The sequence below is a fragment of the Aestuariimicrobium soli genome (genome assembly GCF_051192575.1).
Lineage (GTDB): Bacteria > Actinomycetota > Actinomycetes > Propionibacteriales > Propionibacteriaceae > Aestuariimicrobium > Aestuariimicrobium soli.
On record NZ_JBPJSQ010000007.1, the window covers coordinates 40,996 to 59,822 of the forward strand.

Genomic DNA, 18,827 nt, shown 5'->3' on the forward strand with positions numbered 1-18,827 from the left:
TGGGGGCCGTCGGTATTGTCAGTCCCATGTTCTCCAAGGTTCTTGTCGCCAACCGTGGCGAGATCGCAGTCCGTGCGTTCCGTGCGGCCTACGAGCTCGGCTGCCGGACGGTCGCCGTCTTCCCCCACGAAGACCGCAACGCCGAACACCGCATCAAGGCCGATGAGGCGTACCAGATCGGTGACGAGGGCCACCCGGTGCGGGCCTACCTCGACATCGACGAGATGATCCGCGCCGCCAAGGAGTCGGGCTCCGACGCCATCTACCCCGGCTACGGATTCCTCTCCGAGAACCCGGGTCTGGCCGAGGCCTGCGCCCAGAACGGCATCATCTTCGTGGGGCCGCCCGCCGACGTGCTCGAGCTGGCCGGCAACAAGGTGCGCGCCCTCAAGGCGGCCCGCGAGGCCGGGATTCCCGTGCTCGCCTCGACCGAACCCTCGACCGATGTCGAGGAACTGGTCAAGGGAGCCGACGAGGTCGGCTTCCCCGTCTTCGTGAAGGCCGTCGCCGGCGGTGGCGGACGAGGCATGCGTCGGGTCGATCGTCCCGAAGACCTGCGCGAGGCCCTGGGTGCGGCCATGCGCGAGGCCGAGTCGGCCTTCGGCGACAGCACGGTGTTCATCGAGCAGGCGGTGGCTCGTCCGCGCCACATCGAGGTGCAGATCCTGGCCGACCAGCAGGGCAACGTGATGCACCTGTTCGAGCGCGACTGCTCGATCCAGCGGCGTCACCAGAAGGTGATCGAGATCGCCCCGGCCCCGCACATCTCCGAGGAACTGCGCGCGGCGCTGACCCGCGACGCCGTCGCCTTCGCGCGGTCGATCAACTACTCCTGCGCCGGCACCGTGGAGTTCCTCGTCGAGACCGAGGGGGAGCGCGCCGGCCAGCACGTGTTCATCGAGATGAACCCGCGCATCCAGGTGGAACACACCGTCACCGAGGAGGTGACCGACGTCGACCTGGTGCAGTCGCAGATGAGGATCGCCTCGGGCGAGACCCTCGCCGACCTCGGGCTCTCGCAGGAGACGGTCGAGATTCGCGGCACCGCCATGCAGTGCCGCATCACCACCGAGGACCCCGCGAACGGCTTCCGCCCCGACACGGGCATGATCACCACCTACCGGTCGGCGTCCGGTGCGGGCATCCGCCTCGACGGTGGCACCGTCGGCACCGGCATCGAGATCTCGGGGCACTTCGACTCGATGCTGGTGAAGATGACCGCTCGCGGTCGCGACTTCGCGATGGCCTGCGCCCGCGCCCGTCGTGCCCTGGCAGAGTTCCGCATCCGCGGGGTGTCGACCAACATCCCGTTCCTGCGCGCCGTGCTCGACGACCCCGACTTCCAGGCCGGTGACGTCGCCACCAACTTCATCGAGGAACGTCCCTACCTGCTGACCGCCCGCACTCCGGCCGACCGCGGCACCAAGGTGATGCGCTGGCTGGCCGACGTGACCGTCAACCAGCCCAACGGCGAGGCCCGCACCCGCCTCGACCCCTCGGCCAAGCTGCCCCCCGTCTCTCTGAAGGACGACCCGGTGCCCGGCTCGCGCCAGCGGCTGCAGGAGCTCGGCCCGCAGGGGTTCGCGCAGTGGCTGCGTGACTCCGACCACGTCGAGGTGACCGACACCACCTTCCGTGACGCCCACCAGTCGCTGCTCGCCACCCGCGTGCGCACCCGCGACCTGACCTCGGTGGCGCCCTACATCGCCAAGATGACCCCCGAGCTGCTGAGCGTGGAGTGCTGGGGTGGCGCCACCTACGACGTCGCCCTGCGCTTCCTCGGTGAGGACCCGTGGGAACGCCTCGCGAACCTGCGCACCGCCATGCCGAATCAGGCCCTGCAGATGCTGCTGCGCGGCCGCAACACCGTCGGCTACACGCCCTACCCGACCGAGGTGACCCGCGCCTTCGTGGCCGAGGCCGCCGCCACCGGCATCGACATCTTCCGCATCTTCGACGCCCTCAACGACGTCGACCAGATGCGCCCGGCGATCGAGGCGGTGCTCGAGACCGGCACCACCGTGGCCGAGGTCGCCCTGTGCTACACCTCCGACCTCTCCGACCCCGGCGAGAAGATCTACACGCTCGACTTCTACCTCGCCCTCGCCGAGAAGATCGTCGAGGCCGGCGCCCACGTGTTGGCGATCAAGGACATGGCCGGGCTGCTTCGTCCGCCCGCCGCGTTCACGCTGGTCACGGCGCTGCGTGAGCGTTTCGACCTGCCGGTGCACCTGCACACCCACGACACCGCGGGCGGCCAGCTGGCCACCCTGCTGCGCGCCATCGATGCGGGCGTCGACGCCGTCGACGTGGCCTCGGCCCCGATGTCGGGCACCACCTCGCAGCCGCCGGCCTCGGCCCTGGTGATGGCCCTGCAACACGGTCGCCGGCAGACCCGCCTCGACCCCCGCGCGGTGGCCGACCTCGAGCCGTACTGGGAGGCGGTGCGCCGCGTGTACGCCCCGTTCGAGTCGGGGCTGCCCAGCCCGACCGGGCGCGTCTACACCCACGAGATCCCCGGCGGTCAGCTGTCGAACCTGCGCCAGCAGGCGAAGGCGCTGGGTCTGGGCGACCGGTTCGAGCAGATCGAGTCGATGTACGCCGCCGCCGACAAGATTCTCGGACGACCCACCAAGGTCACCCCCTCGTCAAAGGTGGTGGGCGATCTCGCCCTGCACCTGGTGGCCGTGAACGCCGACCCGGCCGAGTTCGAGGCCGACCCGCAGAAGTTCGACATCCCCGACTCGGTGATCGGCTTCCTCAACGGCGAGCTCGGCACCCCCGCCGGCGGCTGGCCCGAGCCGTTCCGCTCGAAGGCACTCGCCGGTCGCAAGGCGCCCGTGCGTCAGACCGAGGTGCCGGACGATGACCTCGCCCGGCTGGCGACCCCGGGCAGGGTGCGGCAGGAGACGCTCAACCGTCTGCTGTTCCCCGGGCCGACCCAGGAGTTCCAGCAGAACCGCGACACCTACGGTGACCTCTCGGCGGTGCCGACCATTCCCTACCTGTACGGGCTGCAGCGCGACCAGGAGACCGTGGTCACCCTGTCGCCGGGTGTGTCCCTGATTGCGGGGCTCGAGGCCATCGGCGAGGCCGACAAGCGCGGCAAGCGCACGGTGATGACGCTGTTGAACGGGCAGCTTCGTCCGGTGCGGGTGCGCGACCTGTCGATCAAGGCCGAGGTGCAGGCGGCGGAGCGGGCGGACTCGTCCAACCCCGGGCACGTGGCGGCGCCGTTCGCGGGCGCGGTCACCGTCTCGGTCGCCGAGGGCGATCGGGTCGAGGCCGGGCAGTCGGTGGCCACCATCGAGGCCATGAAGATGGAGGCCTCGATCACCGCTCCGATCGCCGGGGTGGTGGAGCGGTTGGCCGTGCAGGGCACGCGCCAGAGCGAGGGCGGCGACCTGCTGTTGGTGATCCGCTGATCAGCGCCGATCAGCGCCTGAGGGTGTTGGTCAGCTGACGCCGAGCGCCCCGCGGGGCGTCTCCCACCAGACCAGGAACAGATCGGGGTGGGGTCGTCCGGCCTCGTCGGCGCGCGCGGCCAAGGTGCCGAACCGGGTCAGGAAGCCGGCCAGGTCACGGGCCACCTGCTGATTGCGGTCGCCCTCGACGTCGTCGAGCACCGCGGCGAGCTCCTCCGCCGTGGCGGCGACGTGCCCGGCCTTGGAGTAGCCGATCCGCATGCCGGTGGAGGGGCGCAGGGGCAGCTGGGGATCGTCCTGCAGCAACTTGCGCAGCCCGAACCGGCTGGGCAGGCCGGCCTTGGTGAGCGCGAAGTCGAGGTCGTCGAGCTCGCGGGGTGACAGGTCGGCATGCCAGGTGTCCCAGTCGAGGGTGTCGACCCAGGCGTCGAGCACCTTCCAACTGACCTCGAGCCGGTCGGGCGAGACGTACTGCCCGCGGATCAGGTTCTCCCAGTCGGAGGGGAGCGGCGTGCCGTGCGGCACCACCGGGCCCGGATTGTTGCGGAACAGCGGCCCCAGGCGGCCCAGCAGTCCGGTCGGTTTCTGCTCGGCGGCGGGCACCTGGAAGCTGTCGGAGGCGATGGCGCGCAGCCGGGCCGCCAACTCCGGGTCGGCGCCGAACATGTCGCGCACCTCGTGAATCGACAACGCATGCATTCGCAACTCACCCATGCGGCAACCGTAACCAATGGGGCGGGGCTTTACGCTGGTCTGCGTGAACCCACGATCGCGTCGCCTCATCGTCACCGGAGTGCTGCTTGCTCTGGTCGCGATCGTTGTCGTGGGAACATGGCTGACATGACTTCTGCGCGGCGGTGGGTGGCCGCAGCCCTTGTCGGCACGTGTGTGAGCGCCTCGACGGTGATCGGGGCGGCCCCCGCCCTCGCCGACGATGCGGCCTTCGACGTCGCCGGGGTGACGGCCACCGACGCGTCGAAGGCACTCACCGGCATCGCGGCCGACCCGGAGCGCTCGTGGTTCTGGGTGGTGACCGACGCCACCGCCAACCAGGTGACGGCGGTCGACGGCACCGGCGCCAAGCAGGCCACCGTGAGCTGGGCGTCGGTGAAGGTGACCGATGTGCAGGCGCTGGCCTGGCGCGACAGCGTGCTCTACGTGGGCGACATCGGCGACCGCGCGGGGAACAGGGCGTCGATCCAGGTGCTGCGCATCGCCGAGCCCCGCGACGGGCAGCGCAACCCGCAGGTGTTCACCTTCACCTACCCCGACGGCGCCCACGATGCCGCCGCGCTCACCGTGAGCCCGCGCGGCAACCTCTACCTGGTCACGCGCGGCGAGAACCCCGGCATCTACCGGCCCGTCTCGCAGCCCGTCAACGGCGCCACGGTGGCCCTCACTCGGGTGGCCGACGCTCCCGCGGACGTCTCCGACGTGGTGTTCACCCCCGACGGCCAGCAGCTCGCGATGCGCAGCCCGCTGGGAGTGACCCTTGTCAACGCGTTCACGTTCGCGACCACCGCGCGGGGCCCCATCGAGGGTTGGCCCGCCGGTGAGGCGCTGACCAACGGCATCAACGGCGCGCCCCTGATGGTCGGCGAGCTGGGCTCGGGCGGGGCCCGGGTCGCGCCGATGGCGCTGCCGCAGGGCATCTCCACCGCCACCCCTCCGGCCCCCACTCCCACGCCGACGCCCACTCCGTCGCCGTCGGCGGGCGGGTCGTCGGGATCGTCCGCCTCGGGTGGGGCGAGTGCCGCCCCGACGGCGGCCGCGACCACGGCCCCGAGTGTGTGGGAGAGCCAGACCTCGGGCACGTTGTTGGCGGTCGGGATCGCGTTCGTGGTCGCGGTGATCGCCGGTGCGCTCACGCTGATCAGCCGGCGTCGGTGACCCTGGGCAGTCGTGGGGTGGTCGGGACGCTCAGGCTGTGAGGTCGCTCAGGCCGTGAGGTCGGGCTGCTCGAGCAGCCAGTCGATGCAGCCGGTGAGCCGGGCGACGTCGTCGGGGTCGATGGCGGTGTAGCAGGCGATCCGCAGCTGGTTGCGACCGAGCTTGCGGTACGGCTCCACGTCGACGATGCCGTTGCCGCGCAGTTGCTTGGCGAGGGCGGCGGCGTCCACCTCGTCCGCGAAGTCGATGGTGCACACCACGGGGCTGCGGTGGGCGGGATCGGCCACGAACGGGGTCGCGAGCGGGTGGTTCTCGGCCCACTCGTAGACGATGCCGGACGAGGCCGTGGTGCGGCTGGTGGCGAAGTCCAGGCCCCCGTTGTCGAGCAGCCAGGTCAGGTGGTGGTCGAGCAGGAACAGCGTGGCCAGTGCCGGCGTGTTCAGGGTCTGGTCGGCGGCGGAGTTGGTGGCGGCCAGGGTCAGGTTCAGCGAATCGGGCACCCAGCGGTCGTCGGACGTGGTGAGTCGGGCGGAGCGCTCGAGGGCTGCGGGGGAGCAGAACGCCAGCCACAGTCCACCGTCGGAGGCCAGGTTCTTCTGCGGCGCGAAGTAGTACACGTCGGTCTGGGAGAGATCGGCAGCCATGCCACCGGCCGCCGAAGTGGCGTCGATGAGCACGAGCTGGTCGTCGGTGGCACCCTCGGGGCGGACGACCGGAGCGCACGCCCCCGTGGAGGTCTCGTTCTGCGCCCAGGCGTAGGTGTCGACGTCGGCCGTCGCGGTGGGGATGGCCGCTGACCCCGGTTCGGCCTCGGTCATCACCGGCGCCGCCAGGAAGGGGGCGCGGGCGGTGGTGTCGGCGAACTTGCGGCTGAACTCGCCGTACACGCCGTGGGCGGAGCGCCGCTCGACCAGGGAGCAGGCGGCCACGTCCCAGAACAGGGTGGAGCCGCCGTTGCCCAGCACCACCTCGTAGCCGTCGGGGGCCGAGTACAGGTCGGCGAGCTGTTGCTTGACGCGGGCCACCAGGGACTTGACGGGTGCCTGGCGGTGGCTGGTGCCGATCAGGTCGTGGGCTCGTCCGAGGGCCTCGAGCGCGTCGCGGCGCACCTTGGTCGGGCCGGACCCGAAGCGTCCGTCGGCGGGCAGCAGGTCGGCGGGCAGGCGCAAGGTCATGGGGTGATTCTCGCGCAGGTGGGCGCGGGTGGAGAATGGTGCCCATGTCAGAGGGCTTCCACGATCTGCACGACCAGCGTCTCGACTACCACGGCGACTTGTTGCCGGACGACCTCGCGGGCTTCGACCCGTTCACCTGTTTCGAGGCGTGGTTCGATGCGGCGATGGCCGAGAAGGCGGCCGGGCGGTTGCAGGAGCCCAATGCGATGGTCGTGTCGACCGTCGAGACCGCCGGTGATGTGCTGCAGCCCAGCTCGCGGGTGGTGCTCCTGAAGGAGTGGGACGACCGCGGCTTCGTGTTCTACACCCACCAGACCTCGCGCAAGGGGCGGGCTCTTGCGGAGTTCGATCGCACGAGCCTGCTGTTCTGGTGGCCCTCGCTGATGCGCCAGGTGCGCGTCGAGGGGGTCGTGTCGCCGGTGGAGCGCGCCGAGGTGGAGGCGTACTTCGCCTCGCGTCCGCGTGGATCGCAGGTGGGCGCGTGGGCGTCGCGGCAGAGCGAATCGCTGGGCTCGCGGGCTGCGTTGGAGTCGGCCGTGGCCGAGGCCGAGCGTCGCTTCGAGGGCCAGCCGGTTCCGTGCCCGCCCGGCTGGGGCGGGTACCGGGTGACGCCGCACCGGTTCGAGTTCTGGACGGGTCAGCCGAGCCGCCTGCACGATCGGGTGGCGGCGACCCGCGCGGAGTCAGGGTGGCAGGTGGAGCGGCTCAACCCCTGAGTTCAGTGGCGTGGATGCCGGTCGGTGTGGGAGATGCGCACCCGAACCGGCCTTCGTTGCCCTGGTGGGGAACGAACCCCGATTCGGACGCGCATTTCACACGTTTCTAACCGCAACCGCCTGCCGGTGGGGTCGAGTTCGGTCTCGTGGCGGGGTCGCGCGTCGTGGCCGGCGGGTGGTCTCAGGCGACGTTGGGCAGGCGTTCACCGGGGGGAACCGTCATCTCTCGACGGTGCAGCACCATCCTGATGCGCTCGATCACCTCGTCCGGGCGAGCGGTGATGTCCTTCGGGGCGATGTTGAGCACCTTCCACCCATGACTGGTGAACAGATTCCGCCGCACGTCACCGTCGGCGCGCTCCCTCGGGGAGGAGTGGTGAGCCTCGGAGTCGACCTCGACGATGGTGCGCGACGCCTTGAAGCGCACGTCGGGGTACAGCCTGCGCCCCTCGAGACACATCTCGGGGTTGCCCTCCCATCCGATGATCCCGCCCGCCCGTAGGTCGTCGTGCAGTTCCAACTCCGACACCGACCAGGGGTTGCCGCGGGCACGGGTTGCCGCTGCACGCCACGCCACCGCCTCTGATCGCGGGGCCAGCCGCGCTGCCTGCAGCAGGGTGTCCGGCGTGCTGCGGCTCTTGCGCAGGGTCAAACACAGGGGATCCCAGTCGTCGTGGGCGGCACACCACAGGGCGGCGGCCGATCGGGTGAGGGTCTGGTGGCCGCCGCGCTGCACGATGAGCGGCCCGGGGATCGTCAGCGGCACGACGTGCAGCCCCGGCAGGCGCCCCGCGGCCCTCGACTTGGTCGCGATCCAGACCTCGTCGACGTTGACGGCGCGGAACCAGTTGGTGGCGATGGCCGCCCTGCCCAGCAGTACCGCCCCGGGTTGCCACCAGCGCACGATCTGCAGCGTGGTCTCGACCTGGCCCAGCATCGAGGGCACGGCGACCAGCCCGGGAACCACCCGCTGCAGGTGCCTCGCCTGAACCATGCGGTCGATGGCGCCGCGCAGATGTGGGTGTGCATTCACCCGGATCACTCCGTGGTGGAGCATCAGGAGGTGCTGGATCTCGTCGTGGTGCCGCATGGGGCCCACTGTGGTTCGCGCCGGGGTCGCGCCAGCCTCGATTCGGGGGGCTGTGGACAACTTTCTCGAGCCTTCTTGTGCCGTTCGAAGTCACGCGTGTGGGAGATGCGCATCCGAACTGGCCTTCGTTGCCCAGGTGGGGGACGAACCCCGTTTCGGGTGCGCATTTCACACGGATCGGTGCGGGCAGGCCGCGCTCCGGCGGGCCAGAACCGGCCCGAACGCCTCGCCAACGACTCAGGCGAGCTCGTTCAGGGTGATGGTCACCGCTCGCGCCTGCTCCACCACCGCCGCCAGGGTCGCCTGCCGCGGCTCCGGGGTCGGTAGCACGCCGTGGTCGCTCACCAACCCGCGCAGTGCCTCCAGCCGGCGGTCAGCGAGCACGGTGGTCACCGCGTGGCCGTCGCCGCCGCACACCAGCGCCTCCAGCCGGTCGACCTCGGGCAGGAGCAGGCGCACGGCCTCGTCCGCCGCCTCCGCCAGGGCCTTCGTCGCCTGATTGTCGCGGCGGCGGGCGTAACGCTGCTGCGACCAGCCGCCCGCCTTGGTGCGACCCTGCACGTAGTGGGTGTCGACCTTGCTGGTCTCCCGCTCCAGCCCCGAGAAGATGCCGACCGCGTGGGCACCCTTGCGCACCAGCAGCACCCCCACGCGGCGATCCCGCCCGACCCACCTGGCCAGCTCGGCGGACGATGCCACCGCGGGAATCGGACCCCACCCCGAGCGCACCTCGGCCCGCGCACCATCGGCCGCCTCGGCGACCACCGCTCCCGAGACGCCGGACAGCGCGTACTCACCGTGGCGCGCGGCGAAGTTCTCGAACCACCGCACCACTCGTTCGGCGGGCACGCTCACGCATCGTTCGCTCACCCCAGCAGTGTCGCCGAATCTGACAGACTGGCACCATTCCCACCCCGCGAAGAGGAGCCCGAATGCACCTGCTGGCAGCACGCCGCGTGGTCACCGGTGCCACCGAGGCCGGCCGCCCGGTCGTGGGGGAGGCGACGCTCACCATCGAGGGCGCACGCATCACGTCGGTCACTCCCGGCATCGACGCGGCCGCCACCCTGGTCGAGGGCTGGATCGTCCCCGGGTTCGTCGACGTGCACAACCACGGCGCTGCCGGGTACGGCTACGGCGACCCCGACCCCCAGCACGTGCTGGCCGCCGTCGCCCACCATCGTCGCCACGGCGCCACCAGCCTGTTCGCGTCGACCGTGACCGAGACCCTCGACTCGCTCGAGTCCCAGGTGGCCTCACTGGCCGGCTTCGTCGAGTCAGGCGAGATCGACGGCATCCACCTCGAGGGGCCGTTCCTGTCGCCGCGGCAGAAGGGCGCCCATGACGCCGACCTGCTGACCGCGCCCACCCCCGAGTCCGTCGACGCCCTGGTGAAGGCCGGTCGCGGCGCCGTGCGCATGGTCACCATCGCCCCCGAACTGCCCGGCGGTCTCGACGCGGTGCTCCGCTTCGCTGAGGCCGGGGTCTGCGTCGCCTTCGGCCACTCGGACTCCGACCACCGGCAGGCCCGCGCCGCGGTCGACTCCGGCGTGACCACGGTCACCCACCTGTTCAACGCCATGACCGGCATCCATCACCGCAAGCCAGGCCCCATTCCGTGGCTGCTCACCGACGACCGCGTCTCGGTGGAACTGATCTGCGACGGTACCCACCTGCACGCCGACACCATCCGGCTGGCCATCGAGAGCGCCGGCATCGAGCGCGTGACCCTGGTCACCGACGCCATGTCGGCCACCGGGCAGGCCGACGGGCGTTACCGGTTGGGCAGCCTGCAGGTCGACGTCATCGACGGCGTGGCCCGCATCGTGGTCGACACGGACGAGCCCGGCCCCATCGCAGGCTCGACCCTCACCATGGACAAGGCGGTGGAGTTCGTCGTCCGCGAGGTGGGCTGCAGTATTCCGGAGGCCGCGGTGATGGCCTCGTCCACCCCCGCCCGGTGGCACGGACTCGACGAGGTGGGCATGCTGGCACCGGGCAGGCTCGCGAACCTGTGTGTGTTGGACGACGATGCGTCCCTGCGGAGGGTGATGCGCCGCGGGGAGTGGCTGGAGGGGGACGAAGCATGAGTGAGCTGATCGACACCACCGAGATGTATCTGCGCACGGTGTACGAGCTGATCGAGGAGGGCATCCCGCCGTTGCGGGCGCGGATCGCCGAGCGTCTGCACCAGAGCGGCCCGACCGTTTCGCAGACCGTGGCGCGCATGGAACGCGACGGGTTGCTGACCGTGCGCGACGACCGCCAGATTCTGCTGTCGGAGCAGGGCCACCACCTCGCCGTGGCCGTCATGCGCAAGCACCGCCTCGCGGAGCGACTGCTGACCGACGTCATCGGCCTCGACTGGGCACTCGTGCACGACGAGGCCTGCCGCTGGGAGCACGTCATCTCGGACGAGGTCGAGGCGCGGCTGGTGGCGATGCTCGGCCAACTCGACGAGTCGCCGTACGGCAACCCGATTCCGGGGCTGGTCGACCTGGGCGTTACCGAGGCGCCAGCGGAGTTCCGCGACAACAATCTGCCGCTGCCCCAGGCGGTGACCGCCGACAGGGAGGCTCGGGTCGTCCTCGTGCGGATGAGTGAGCACGTGCAGGCCGAGGCCGACGTGCTGGCCGATCTCGCCGAGGCGGGGGTTCGTCCGGGGGTGGAGTTGAGCGTGCAGGTCTCGCCCTTCGGCTATCGGTTGTCGATCGACGACCGGGTGTGCGAGTTGTCGCCGACCTTCGCCGAGGGGCTGTTCGTCCGTCCGGTGTGACGCGGCCGGGGTGAGTGGGCCCGTGACTCTGCTTCAGGGAATACTCGACGCCTGACCCGACGTTTCACCCAAGAACGCGCCCGTCCGAGTGAGGCGGGCTGACGAGAGGACGTGACATGGCCACCGTTGCCGTGAACAAGGACAACTTCGCCAGCACCATCGACGGATCCGACGTGGTGCTGATCGACTTCTGGGCCAGCTGGTGCGGCCCGTGCATGCGCTTCGGCCCGATCTACGAGGATGCCTCGACCCGCCACGAGGACGTGACCTTCGCCAAGCTCGACACCGAGGAGGAGCGTGACGTCGCCGCCGCCCTCGAGATCAGCTCGATCCCCACGATCATGGCCTTCCGCGAGGGCCAGCTGGTCTTTCGTCAGGCCGGCCTGCTGAACGGTCGCCAGCTCGACGACCTGATCAGCCAGGTCAAGGCGATTCCCGCCGAGGAGCTCGCCAAGGCCAAGGAGAACGCCGAAGCCTGATCGACCCCATGGGCCTGACAAGGCAGAAGACCCCGCCACCGTGATCGGTGGCGGGGTCTTCGTCGCGTCGGGGGAACCCGTGGCGGCCCTGATAGGAGTCGAACCTACGACACAAGGTTTAGGAAACCTCTGCTCTATCCACTGAGCTACAGGGCCAAGGCGCCCGTGGGGGCCGGCTCGGCCCGACGACCCAACGATAGAGGGACGAGCCGTGTGCCCCGAAATCCTCCCTAGACTGGCGGCATGAGTGAGCAGGGATTGGCCAAGGCCCAGCAGAAGATGCGCGAGGCAGGCGTCGCCGAACCGGCGATCGAGGTGTTCAGCCACTACTACGGGCAGCTCGAGACCGGCGCGTCGGGGTTGATCCTCGAGGAGACCATCGAGCCGATGCTCGAGGTGCCGATGCTGGCCGACATCGAGATCACCGACGAAGAGGCGGCCGCCGCGCTCGACCGCACCGTCCTGATCAAGCTCAACGGTGGGCTGGCGACGTCGATGGGGCTCGACAAGGCGAAGACCTTGCTCGAGGTGCGCGACGGAAAGACATTCCTCGACCTGATCGTCGGGCAGGTGATGGCCGCCCGTCAGGCCCACGACGCTCGCCTGCCGTTGATCCTGATGAACTCCTTCCGCACCCGCGACGACGCGCTCGCGGCGCTGGCTGCACACCCCGACCTGCCCGTCGAGGGGCTGCCGCTGGACTTCCTGCAGAACCAGGAACCCAAGCTCGACGCCGCCACGCTCGAACCGATCTCGTGGCCGGACGACCCGTCGCTCGAGTGGTGCCCGCCGGGCCACGGTGACCTCTACACGGCACTCGAGGCCTCCGGCCTGCTCGATCAGCTGCTCGACGCCGGCTTCCAGTACGCCTCGGTCTCCAACGGTGACAACCTCGGCGCCGCCCCCGACCCGCGCATCGCCGGTTGGTTCGCCGCCTCCGGGGCTCCCTACGCCGCCGAGGTCTGTCGGCGCACGGTCAATGACCGCAAGGGCGGGCACCTGGCGATCCGCAAGCGTGACGGCCAGCTGATTCTTCGCGACACCGCCCAGACGGCCCCCGACGAGATGGACTACTTCACCGACGAGCACCGTCACCCGTTCTTCCACACCAACAACCTGTGGTTCGACCTGCAGGCCTTGCGTGACACCCTCGCCGAGCGTGATTCGGTGCTGGGCCTGCCGCTGATCAAGAATGAGAAGACGGTCGACCCCGCAGACAAGACCTCGCCGAAGGTGATCCAGGTGGAGTCGGCCATGGGCGCGGCCATCGAGGTGTTCGAGGGCGCCACCGCCATCTGCGTCGACCGCTCCCGGTTCCTGCCCGTGAAGACCACCAACGAACTGCTGCTGGTGCGCTCCGACTGCTACCGCACCGACGAGCTGGGTCGGCTCACGGCCGTCGTCGACGACACCCCGCTGGTCGACCTCGACGGTGACCACTACAAGGTGATGAGGGACTTCGACGCCCGCATTCCCGTGGCGCCGTCCCTGGCTCGCGCCACGGCCCTGCGGGTCAAAGGTGACGTCACCTTCGAGCCCGACGTCACCGTGGTCGGCGACGTCACCATCACCGCCGACCAACCGCGGACGATCGCCCGCGGTACCACGGTGGACGAGTCCTGGCAGTGACGGCGGATCCTTGGTTCGAGGCGGTCGCGATCGCCCTGACCGGGGTGGTTCCGGACAGACCTGGAGTGGCTGACGCAGGGTCGTCCTTCGCAGCGTCGTCGGGGGCCGTCGGCCCTCATCCGGTGGCCCTGGTGGCGGCGCTGGCCTCGTCCGGGTGGGACGCCGAGCGGCTGCGAGCCCACCGGGCCGAGCGGCAGGGGGCCGAACTGCCGTGGCCGCACCCCGAGGCGGCCGAGCGAGTGGCGGCCCTCGGTGCGGGCCAGTTCCACGCCGTGCTGGGCGAGGTCAGGCGGTTGACCGGGCTGACGGGGCTCAGGGCGACCCGCCGACAGGGGCCGCGCGTGATCGGTGCGGCCGAGCAGCGGCTGCTGGCGGATCGTCCGCCGCACCACGGCAACGTGTGACCTCCCCAACGTCCCCGGACAGGGAAGAACCCCCACCACTCCGTTGTGGTGGGGGCTCGACCTGTCGCCGGGACGGTCCCGACTGGGGGTGGTGCGCCGCCGTGGGCGAGGCGCTCGTGCTCAGACGCGGGGGGCCTTGAGCAGGTCGCGGATCTCGGTCAGCAGCACGGCCTCGGGCGAGGCCTCCTCGACAACCTCGGGATCCTTCGCGTAACGAGCCTTGGCGGCCTCGTAGGGCTTGACGATGCCGAAGTAGACCACGGCGGCGAGGATGATGAAGGCCACCAGAGCGGTCAGGAACACGCCGACGGGAATGCCGCCGGGGCGCAGGGTGTCGAAGTTGGGGGTGCCGCCCAGCTTGCCCAGGAGGGCGAGAATGATGGCGGTGAAGGTCTCGACAACCTTGGCGAATGCGGTGGCCATGATGAACGCGACGGCAAGCTCGACGAGATTGCCGCGCATGATGAAGTCCTTGAAGCCCTTCATGGGATCTCCCTTTCTGTTGTGGGAGTGGCAGCCCGAAGACTCGGGCAGACGGACCCACTCCGCCGTCGGAGCGTACCCGCCCGTACGGGGGTGGTGCCATTGACGCGGCCCGTGCGTGGTCGGAAAGTCAGCACATTGTCTGCCTGTGTTCAGGCGGGTTTGCCCCCCCGGTGAGGCTCATCGGGGCGTTCCGAGGGTGACAGCCAACCCGTCGGTGGACGAGGCTGCCGCCACCCGTGCGGCCGAGGCCGGATCGGTCGCGATCACGATGACTCCGGGCTCGGAACTGCTGCCCGTGCCCAGGGGCCCGGCCGCCTGCTCGTCGGTCATCAACGCGGTCACGCGCGCCCCGGTGGCGATGGTGGCCGAACCGCCGTCGGTCGACTGGGCGACCACGTTGACGAGGTCGCCCACCTTCAGCAGGGCGGCCACCGACGGGTCGGAAAGGCGGAACGGAACCAGCACTTCGCCGGGGCGGGTCTGCCGCGTGCCGAGCGTGACGGCCGTCGTCACCACCGATCGTCCGGGCAGAGGGACCACCAGCACCAGGCCGATCACCTCGTCCGTGGTGGTGGGCGCGCCGGCGGGGATGAACTCGGGCGGCACGTGCGCGATGCGCAGGTCGGCGGCCGCGAGCCGGGTACCGGGGGAGAGGTCGTGGGCGGCCACCACCACGGGCGCCGTCACGGGATCAGGCGGACGCAGCACCGACAGGGCACCCAGCACGGCCAGCCCCGCCACGAGGGCGGCCAGGGTGCGCCGGTGCCAGCGCAGGGCGGAAACGAAGGAGTCGCGGGCTCTGGCAATCTTCACACCTCAGTTGTGGTGCTTGGGGGCCGATTCGTCCCAGTTGTCCACAGGGTTTCTTTCCGAGAGCCACCGGCCTGTGGATTACTCACAACCCCTTGACGAGGCCCTCTCGATGTGCCGCGGCGCTCAGCGGCCGAAGGCCCAGGCGACCATGCGCGGGAACTCCGCCCGCCAGAACGGGTCACCGTGGTCGCCCTCGCGTTCCTCGAACACCACCTCGGCCCCGGCCGCGCGCAACGCATCGGCCCAGCGGCTGGCGTTGTCGAGGAAGAAGGGCTCCTGCCGGCCGGCCACCAGGTAAGCGCCGGGCAGGGGTGAGGGCCACTCGTCCGACGGACGAAAGCCACCCCCCGGTGACGCCGAGAAGACGTGCCCGAAGAGGTCGGGGTGGCGCAGCCCCAGCGCGAGGGAGAGTTCACCGCCCGCCGACACGCCGCAGATCGCGGTGCGGGCGCGCGGTGGATCGACGCCGAACCGTGCGCGCACCCACGAACGCACCTCACTGAGCAGGAAGTTCTCGTGGGCGGCGAAGGTCGCGGGGGCGAAGCCGGGGGAGTACTCGGCCAGGCGCCGCAGCTCGGGATCGTCCGATTCGGGGTCGCCGCTCGTGCCGGGAGTGTCGAGCCGGTGCACGCCCACGACCAGGGTGGGCGGAGCGTCGACCGAGGAGAGATCGGCACCCCAAGGGGCGATCAATTGCCCGTCGCCGGCGTACACCACCGCCTCAGGGGTGCCGTCGGGCACGTGCACCGTGACCCGGCGTCCACCGTCGAAGTCGAACGTCTCGGTCACGAGCCCGGTCATGGCAGGGGCCTCAGCTGGCCTTCGCCGTGGTGGTGGACGAGGCCTTCGCCGCGGTGGACGAACCCGCATCGCTCGAGGCCGCCGGGGTCGACGACGACTGATCACCCGACGTCGAAGGGGCGGACGAGGAGCCGGCCGACGTGGCGGCCCCCGAGCTCGAGGCAGCCGGGGTCGAGGCGCTCTTGCTGCCGCGGGAATCGGTCTTGTAGAACCCGGAGCCCTTGAACACCACGCCCACCGCGTTGAACACCTTGCGCAGATCGCCGCCACAGGTGGGGCACTCGGTCAGGGCGTCGTCGGTGAACTTCTGCACGACCTCGAGATCGGATCCGCATTCGGTGCAGCGGTACTGATAGGTGGGCATGGGCGTCTCTTCTGGGCGGTGTTGCGTGGAGTGGGCGGCAGGGCCAGCCCTTGGCAGTGTAGACGCCGGGGGGCGAGATCGAGGAACCGGCCACCGTTCGCGGGGTCCGGTGGGGCGACCGCCGGTGTGTGAATCGAGCACCCGAACGCGCCTTCGCGGCTCAGGTGGGGAACGAACCCCGTTTCGGGTGCGCATTCTGCACAGATTGCGCGGAGAGCGCCGTCCCGGAACCCAGCGCGCGCCCTCACCAACAGGAGATGAGACGCTCCTCGGTGGCGATCGTCCGCACCCGCCGGTCGTGGCGTTCCAGCGGAAGCTCGGCGCACAGCTCCGACTCGTTGAGCATCAGCACGACCCGCGCATCGGGCCGGGCGTGCACCAGCGCGCGGTCGAACCAGCCGCCGCCCACCCCCAGACGCCCGCCGTCGAGGGTGCCCGCCAGTCCCGACACCAGGATCACGTCGGCATGCCCGAGCGCGTCCGCCCCCAGACCTGTGGTCGCCGGTTGAGGAATGCCCAACGGCCCGGGCCGCAGGTCGTCCATCGAGCGCAGCAGCGTCCAATCGGGTTCGCCGCCGCCCCCGCGCAGCACCGGCACGAGCACCGGTCGTCCGGCCTCGACCAGCACCCGGGTGAGCGCCAGCGTGTCGGGTTCGGGGGCCTTCGACAGGTAGCTCGCCACCCGATCGCCGGGCGCCAGCGCGTTCCACACCAGGCGGCTCCGCGCGCGGTCTGCGGCAGCTCGGGCCTCGTCCGACACGGTGGCGCGCCGCGACCGACTGGCCTGGCGCAGCAGCTGCTTGCTGAGCCGCACGGACTGCAGATCGGGGTCGGTCGACGGCGGGTCGGGGGTGGTCATTCGCCTATCGTAAGGAGCATGCCGCTGTTCGGACGCAAGAAGAAGGAGCCCATCGTCGAGGTGGAGCCCCCCAAGCCGACCCTTCCCCAGGGCCCCGAGACCGATGAGCACGGGCTGCGTGACCACGCCGCACACCGTGACTACCTGCTGTCGCTGGTCGAACCGCTGCCACCGTTCGGCATGCAGTTGCTCGATGCCCTCGGTCTCGCGTTGTGCGAAGAGATCACGGCCCACTCCGATCTGCCGCGACTGTCGCTGGCGACGGAGGCCGGCTACGCCGTGCGATCGGACGAGGTGGCCGCCGCCAGCAACGACGAGCCGCTCGAGTTCGCCGTCGTCGACGTCGCCCCGGGACGAGAACTCCCCGAGGGTTCCGTCGCCCGGGTCGAGGCGAACGGCCAACTGCCCGAGGGGGCCGACGCCGTGCTGCCGCTGCCCTTCACCGACCGCGGTGAGCAGTCCGTGAAGGTCTTCGAACCCGTCCGGTCCGGTGAGTACGTGGTCGGTCGCGGATCGGATGTCAGCGACGGCGACGTGCTGGTGCGCGAGGGGCAGCTGCTCGACGCCCGTTCGGCGGGTTTGCTGGCGGCACTCGGCTTCGACAAGGTGTTGGCGCGTCCGCGCCCGCGCGTGGTCGTGCTGTCCGTGGGCGGATCGCTGGTCGAGCCGGGTCGTCGATTGACCTCGGACGATCAGGTGCACGACGCCAACGGCTACATGATTGCCGCCGCCGCCAAGGAGGCTGGCTGCCAGGTCTGGCGTGTAGGGGTGGTCTCGAACGACCCCGCCGAGATTCGCGAGACCATCTCTGACCAGTTGATCCGAGCCGATCTGATCATCTCGACCGGTGGCGTCGCCGATGGGTCGGACGACCTGGTGCGCGAGGTGCTGCCGGAGCTGGGGCTCACCGATTTCGCCCGGGTGGCGCTCCGGCCCGGTGGAGATCAGGGATTCGGGCTGATCGGCGATGACAAGGTGCCGATGCTGATGCTGCCGGCTCGTCCGTTGGGCGCGTTCGTGAGTTTCGAACTGTTCGCACGCCCGCTGATCCGGGCGCTGATGGGGGTCGAGCCCGCCGTGCAGCCCCTGGTGAGGGCGATCACCCCGACCGTGTTGCGTTCACCGGCCGGGGTGACCACCGTGTTGCCCGCCCGGGTGAGGGACGAGACCGGGGTGCACCGCGTCGAGGTCATCGGTGGCGGGGAGTCCCAGCGGCTCAGCGACCTGGCCACGGCGAATGCGCTCGTGGTGCTGGACGCCGAGACCGAGGTGGTCACCGCCGGCGGCTCGGTGCGGTGCGTGCTGCTGGGCTGACCGGCCCCCCTGTACTGACCGGCCCCGCTCAGCGGTAGAGACGGTAGGAACAGGAGACGCCCCAGGTGCCCTGTCCCGGGGTGCCGGAATAGCCGTAGACCTTGGGCAACGCCGCCCGTGACTGGGGCCCGTACACGCCGTCGGCCTGCAGGCCGAGCATGTTCTGCGCCACCATGAGCGCGTACTTGGTGTCGTCGCCGAAGCTGCCGTCGATGTCAATCGGGTGGAAGTCGCCCACGGCGCAGGTCAGGATGTACTGCAGGGCCCGAACCGCCTGACCCTGGGCGCCTCGCATCAGCACGCAGTTGGTCGATCCGTAGTACGTCGGCTGCAGCGTTCCCGCCACCCAGTTGGCCTGGTTGCACATCGGCAGGGCCTGGGCCTGCGGGGCGGTGGCGGTCAGCAGACCGCCGGTGGCGGCGACGGCGCCGACGACGAGGGACGCGAGCTTCTTCTTCACGGAAGACCTTTCTGAAGGGGTGCGGCTGGTTGTGCGGACATCACTTCAGCACGCCCTGGGGTCACCCCTGCGGCAATCTGTCAAGGGTTTGCCCGACACACCGTCGAGCTTGGGTCGAGGGTTGAGGGGTCACCCGTACGGTGTTC

General features: G+C 70.4%; 19 protein-coding genes and 1 tRNA gene. 9 read left to right on the forward strand and 11 right to left on the reverse strand.

All coding sequences use genetic code 11. From position 1 onward, the window contains the following. Positions 1–26 precede the first annotated feature (26 nt). Positions 27–3,425 carry a pyruvate carboxylase gene (locus tag ACSDQ9_RS09570; protein WP_435146432.1) on the forward strand — a complete coding sequence of 1,133 codons (3,399 nt, stop codon included), beginning with the start codon at positions 27–29 and terminating at the stop codon, positions 3,423–3,425. Between the two features lie 30 nt (positions 3,426–3,455). On the opposite strand, the gene ACSDQ9_RS09575 is transcribed toward ACSDQ9_RS09570, so the two are convergent. Next, complete coding sequence (locus ACSDQ9_RS09575) at positions 3,456–4,139, reverse strand: DUF7691 family protein (RefSeq protein WP_435146434.1); 684 nt, start codon at positions 4,137–4,139, stop codon at positions 3,456–3,458. Between the two features lie 126 nt (positions 4,140–4,265). Here ACSDQ9_RS09575 and ACSDQ9_RS09580 point away from each other — a divergent pair, with 126 nt between their 5' ends. Further along, positions 4,266–5,315 (forward strand): hypothetical protein, encoded by a 1,050-nt coding sequence (locus tag ACSDQ9_RS09580; RefSeq protein ID WP_435146437.1) that lies wholly within the window; start codon positions 4,266–4,268, stop codon positions 5,313–5,315. Between the two features lie 47 nt (positions 5,316–5,362). On the opposite strand, the gene serC is transcribed toward ACSDQ9_RS09580, so the two are convergent. Further along, positions 5,363–6,490, reverse strand: a complete 1,128-nt coding sequence (serC, locus tag ACSDQ9_RS09585; protein WP_435146439.1) for a phosphoserine transaminase — start codon at positions 6,488–6,490, stop codon at positions 5,363–5,365. Positions 6,491–6,534: 44 nt separating this feature from the next. Here serC and pdxH point away from each other — a divergent pair, with 44 nt between their 5' ends. Then, on the forward strand, positions 6,535–7,206 hold the full coding sequence (gene pdxH, locus ACSDQ9_RS09590) for a pyridoxamine 5'-phosphate oxidase (protein ID WP_435146441.1): 672 nt from the start codon (positions 6,535–6,537) through the stop codon (positions 7,204–7,206). A gap of 181 nt (positions 7,207–7,387) precedes the next feature. Here the strand turns inward: pdxH and ACSDQ9_RS09595 are convergent, their stop codons facing one another. Continuing rightward, entirely contained in the window at positions 7,388–8,296 is a 909-nt protein-coding gene (locus ACSDQ9_RS09595; protein WP_435146443.1) for an endonuclease domain-containing protein, read from the reverse strand. 237 nt (positions 8,297–8,533) lie between these two features. After that, positions 8,534–9,166: an acVLRF1 family peptidyl-tRNA hydrolase gene (locus ACSDQ9_RS09600; RefSeq protein ID WP_435146445.1), complete on the reverse strand. Its 633-nt coding sequence runs from the start codon at positions 9,164–9,166 to the stop codon at positions 8,534–8,536. Between the two features lie 62 nt (positions 9,167–9,228). Here ACSDQ9_RS09600 and nagA point away from each other — a divergent pair, with 62 nt between their 5' ends. From nagA to trxA, 3 genes are all read left to right on the forward strand, one after another. Next, on the forward strand, positions 9,229–10,386 hold the full coding sequence (gene nagA, locus ACSDQ9_RS09605; RefSeq protein ID WP_435146447.1) for an N-acetylglucosamine-6-phosphate deacetylase: 1,158 nt from the start codon (positions 9,229–9,231) through the stop codon (positions 10,384–10,386). Beyond that, positions 10,383–11,072, forward strand: coding sequence for a metal-dependent transcriptional regulator (locus tag ACSDQ9_RS09610; protein ID WP_435146449.1), 690 nt, complete (start codon positions 10,383–10,385; stop codon positions 11,070–11,072). The genes nagA and ACSDQ9_RS09610 overlap by 4 nt, the downstream gene beginning before the upstream one ends. A 116-nt stretch (positions 11,073–11,188) precedes the next feature. Then, positions 11,189–11,551: a thioredoxin gene (trxA, locus tag ACSDQ9_RS09615; RefSeq protein ID WP_435146451.1), complete on the forward strand. Its 363-nt coding sequence runs from the start codon at positions 11,189–11,191 to the stop codon at positions 11,549–11,551. Positions 11,552–11,631: 80 nt separating this feature from the next. Here trxA and ACSDQ9_RS09620 read toward each other — a convergent pair. Then, a tRNA-Arg gene (locus ACSDQ9_RS09620) sits at positions 11,632–11,707 on the reverse strand. 87 nt (positions 11,708–11,794) lie between these two features. On the opposite strand from ACSDQ9_RS09620, the gene ACSDQ9_RS09625 reads away from it, so the two are divergent. Both ACSDQ9_RS09625 and ACSDQ9_RS09630 read left to right on the forward strand, forming a co-directional pair. Then, positions 11,795–13,180, forward strand: coding sequence for a UTP--glucose-1-phosphate uridylyltransferase (locus tag ACSDQ9_RS09625; protein ID WP_435146453.1), 1,386 nt, complete (start codon positions 11,795–11,797; stop codon positions 13,178–13,180). A 65-nt stretch (positions 13,181–13,245) separates the two neighbouring features. Further along, the gene (locus ACSDQ9_RS09630) at positions 13,246–13,584 is read left to right on the forward strand and encodes a hypothetical protein (RefSeq protein WP_435146454.1); all 339 of its coding nucleotides are present in this window, start codon (positions 13,246–13,248) and stop codon (positions 13,582–13,584) included. Positions 13,585–13,704: 120 nt separating this feature from the next. Here ACSDQ9_RS09630 and mscL read toward each other — a convergent pair whose 3' ends face one another. From mscL to ACSDQ9_RS09655, 5 genes are all read right to left on the reverse strand, one after another. After that, positions 13,705–14,070 (reverse strand): large conductance mechanosensitive channel protein MscL, encoded by a 366-nt coding sequence (gene mscL, locus ACSDQ9_RS09635; protein ID WP_435146455.1) that lies wholly within the window; start codon positions 14,068–14,070, stop codon positions 13,705–13,707. Between the two features lie 177 nt (positions 14,071–14,247). Continuing rightward, a complete protein-coding gene (locus tag ACSDQ9_RS09640; RefSeq protein ID WP_435146457.1) occupies positions 14,248–14,883 on the reverse strand; it encodes an SAF domain-containing protein in 636 nt (211 codons plus the stop codon). 123 nt (positions 14,884–15,006) lie between these two features. Continuing rightward, positions 15,007–15,684: an alpha/beta hydrolase gene (locus tag ACSDQ9_RS09645; protein WP_435146459.1), complete on the reverse strand. Its 678-nt coding sequence runs from the start codon at positions 15,682–15,684 to the stop codon at positions 15,007–15,009. Between the two features lie 10 nt (positions 15,685–15,694). After that, entirely contained in the window at positions 15,695–16,048 is a 354-nt protein-coding gene (locus ACSDQ9_RS09650) for an FmdB family zinc ribbon protein (RefSeq protein ID WP_435146461.1), read from the reverse strand. Between the two features lie 244 nt (positions 16,049–16,292). After that, entirely contained in the window at positions 16,293–16,907 is a 615-nt protein-coding gene (locus tag ACSDQ9_RS09655) for a 5-formyltetrahydrofolate cyclo-ligase (protein ID WP_435146463.1), read from the reverse strand. A gap of 18 nt (positions 16,908–16,925) precedes the next feature. Between ACSDQ9_RS09655 and ACSDQ9_RS09660 the strand changes: the two genes are divergently transcribed. Continuing rightward, positions 16,926–18,221, forward strand: coding sequence for a molybdopterin molybdotransferase MoeA (locus ACSDQ9_RS09660; RefSeq protein WP_435146464.1), 1,296 nt, complete (start codon positions 16,926–16,928; stop codon positions 18,219–18,221). Between the two features lie 28 nt (positions 18,222–18,249). Here the strand turns inward: ACSDQ9_RS09660 and ACSDQ9_RS09665 are convergent, their stop codons facing one another. After that, the gene (locus tag ACSDQ9_RS09665) at positions 18,250–18,681 is read right to left on the reverse strand and encodes a peptidoglycan-binding domain-containing protein (protein WP_435146466.1); all 432 of its coding nucleotides are present in this window, start codon (positions 18,679–18,681) and stop codon (positions 18,250–18,252) included. Positions 18,682–18,827: the final 146 nt, after the last annotated feature.

Coding starts and splice junctions, on each gene's coding strand:
- ACSDQ9_RS09570 (WP_435146432.1), top strand. CDS start 27: ATGTTCTCCAAGGTTCTTGTCGCCAACCGTGGCGAGATCGCAGTCCGT.
- ACSDQ9_RS09575 (WP_435146434.1), bottom strand. CDS start 4,139: ATGGGTGAGTTGCGAATGCATGCGTTGTCGATTCACGAGGTGCGCGAC.
- ACSDQ9_RS09580 (WP_435146437.1), top strand. CDS start 4,266: ATGACTTCTGCGCGGCGGTGGGTGGCCGCAGCCCTTGTCGGCACGTGT.
- serC (WP_435146439.1), bottom strand. CDS start 6,490: ATGACCTTGCGCCTGCCCGCCGACCTGCTGCCCGCCGACGGACGCTTC.
- pdxH (WP_435146441.1), top strand. CDS start 6,535: ATGTCAGAGGGCTTCCACGATCTGCACGACCAGCGTCTCGACTACCAC.
- ACSDQ9_RS09595 (WP_435146443.1), bottom strand. CDS start 8,296: ATGCGGCACCACGACGAGATCCAGCACCTCCTGATGCTCCACCACGGA.
- nagA (WP_435146447.1), top strand. CDS start 9,229: ATGCACCTGCTGGCAGCACGCCGCGTGGTCACCGGTGCCACCGAGGCC.
- ACSDQ9_RS09610 (WP_435146449.1), top strand. CDS start 10,383: ATGAGTGAGCTGATCGACACCACCGAGATGTATCTGCGCACGGTGTAC.
- trxA (WP_435146451.1), top strand. CDS start 11,189: ATGGCCACCGTTGCCGTGAACAAGGACAACTTCGCCAGCACCATCGAC.
- ACSDQ9_RS09625 (WP_435146453.1), top strand. CDS start 11,795: ATGAGTGAGCAGGGATTGGCCAAGGCCCAGCAGAAGATGCGCGAGGCA.
- mscL (WP_435146455.1), bottom strand. CDS start 14,070: ATGAAGGGCTTCAAGGACTTCATCATGCGCGGCAATCTCGTCGAGCTT.
- ACSDQ9_RS09645 (WP_435146459.1), bottom strand. CDS start 15,684: ATGACCGGGCTCGTGACCGAGACGTTCGACTTCGACGGTGGACGCCGG.
- ACSDQ9_RS09650 (WP_435146461.1), bottom strand. CDS start 16,048: ATGCCCACCTATCAGTACCGCTGCACCGAATGCGGATCCGATCTCGAG.
- ACSDQ9_RS09655 (WP_435146463.1), bottom strand. CDS start 16,907: ATGACCACCCCCGACCCGCCGTCGACCGACCCCGATCTGCAGTCCGTG.
- ACSDQ9_RS09660 (WP_435146464.1), top strand. CDS start 16,926: ATGCCGCTGTTCGGACGCAAGAAGAAGGAGCCCATCGTCGAGGTGGAG.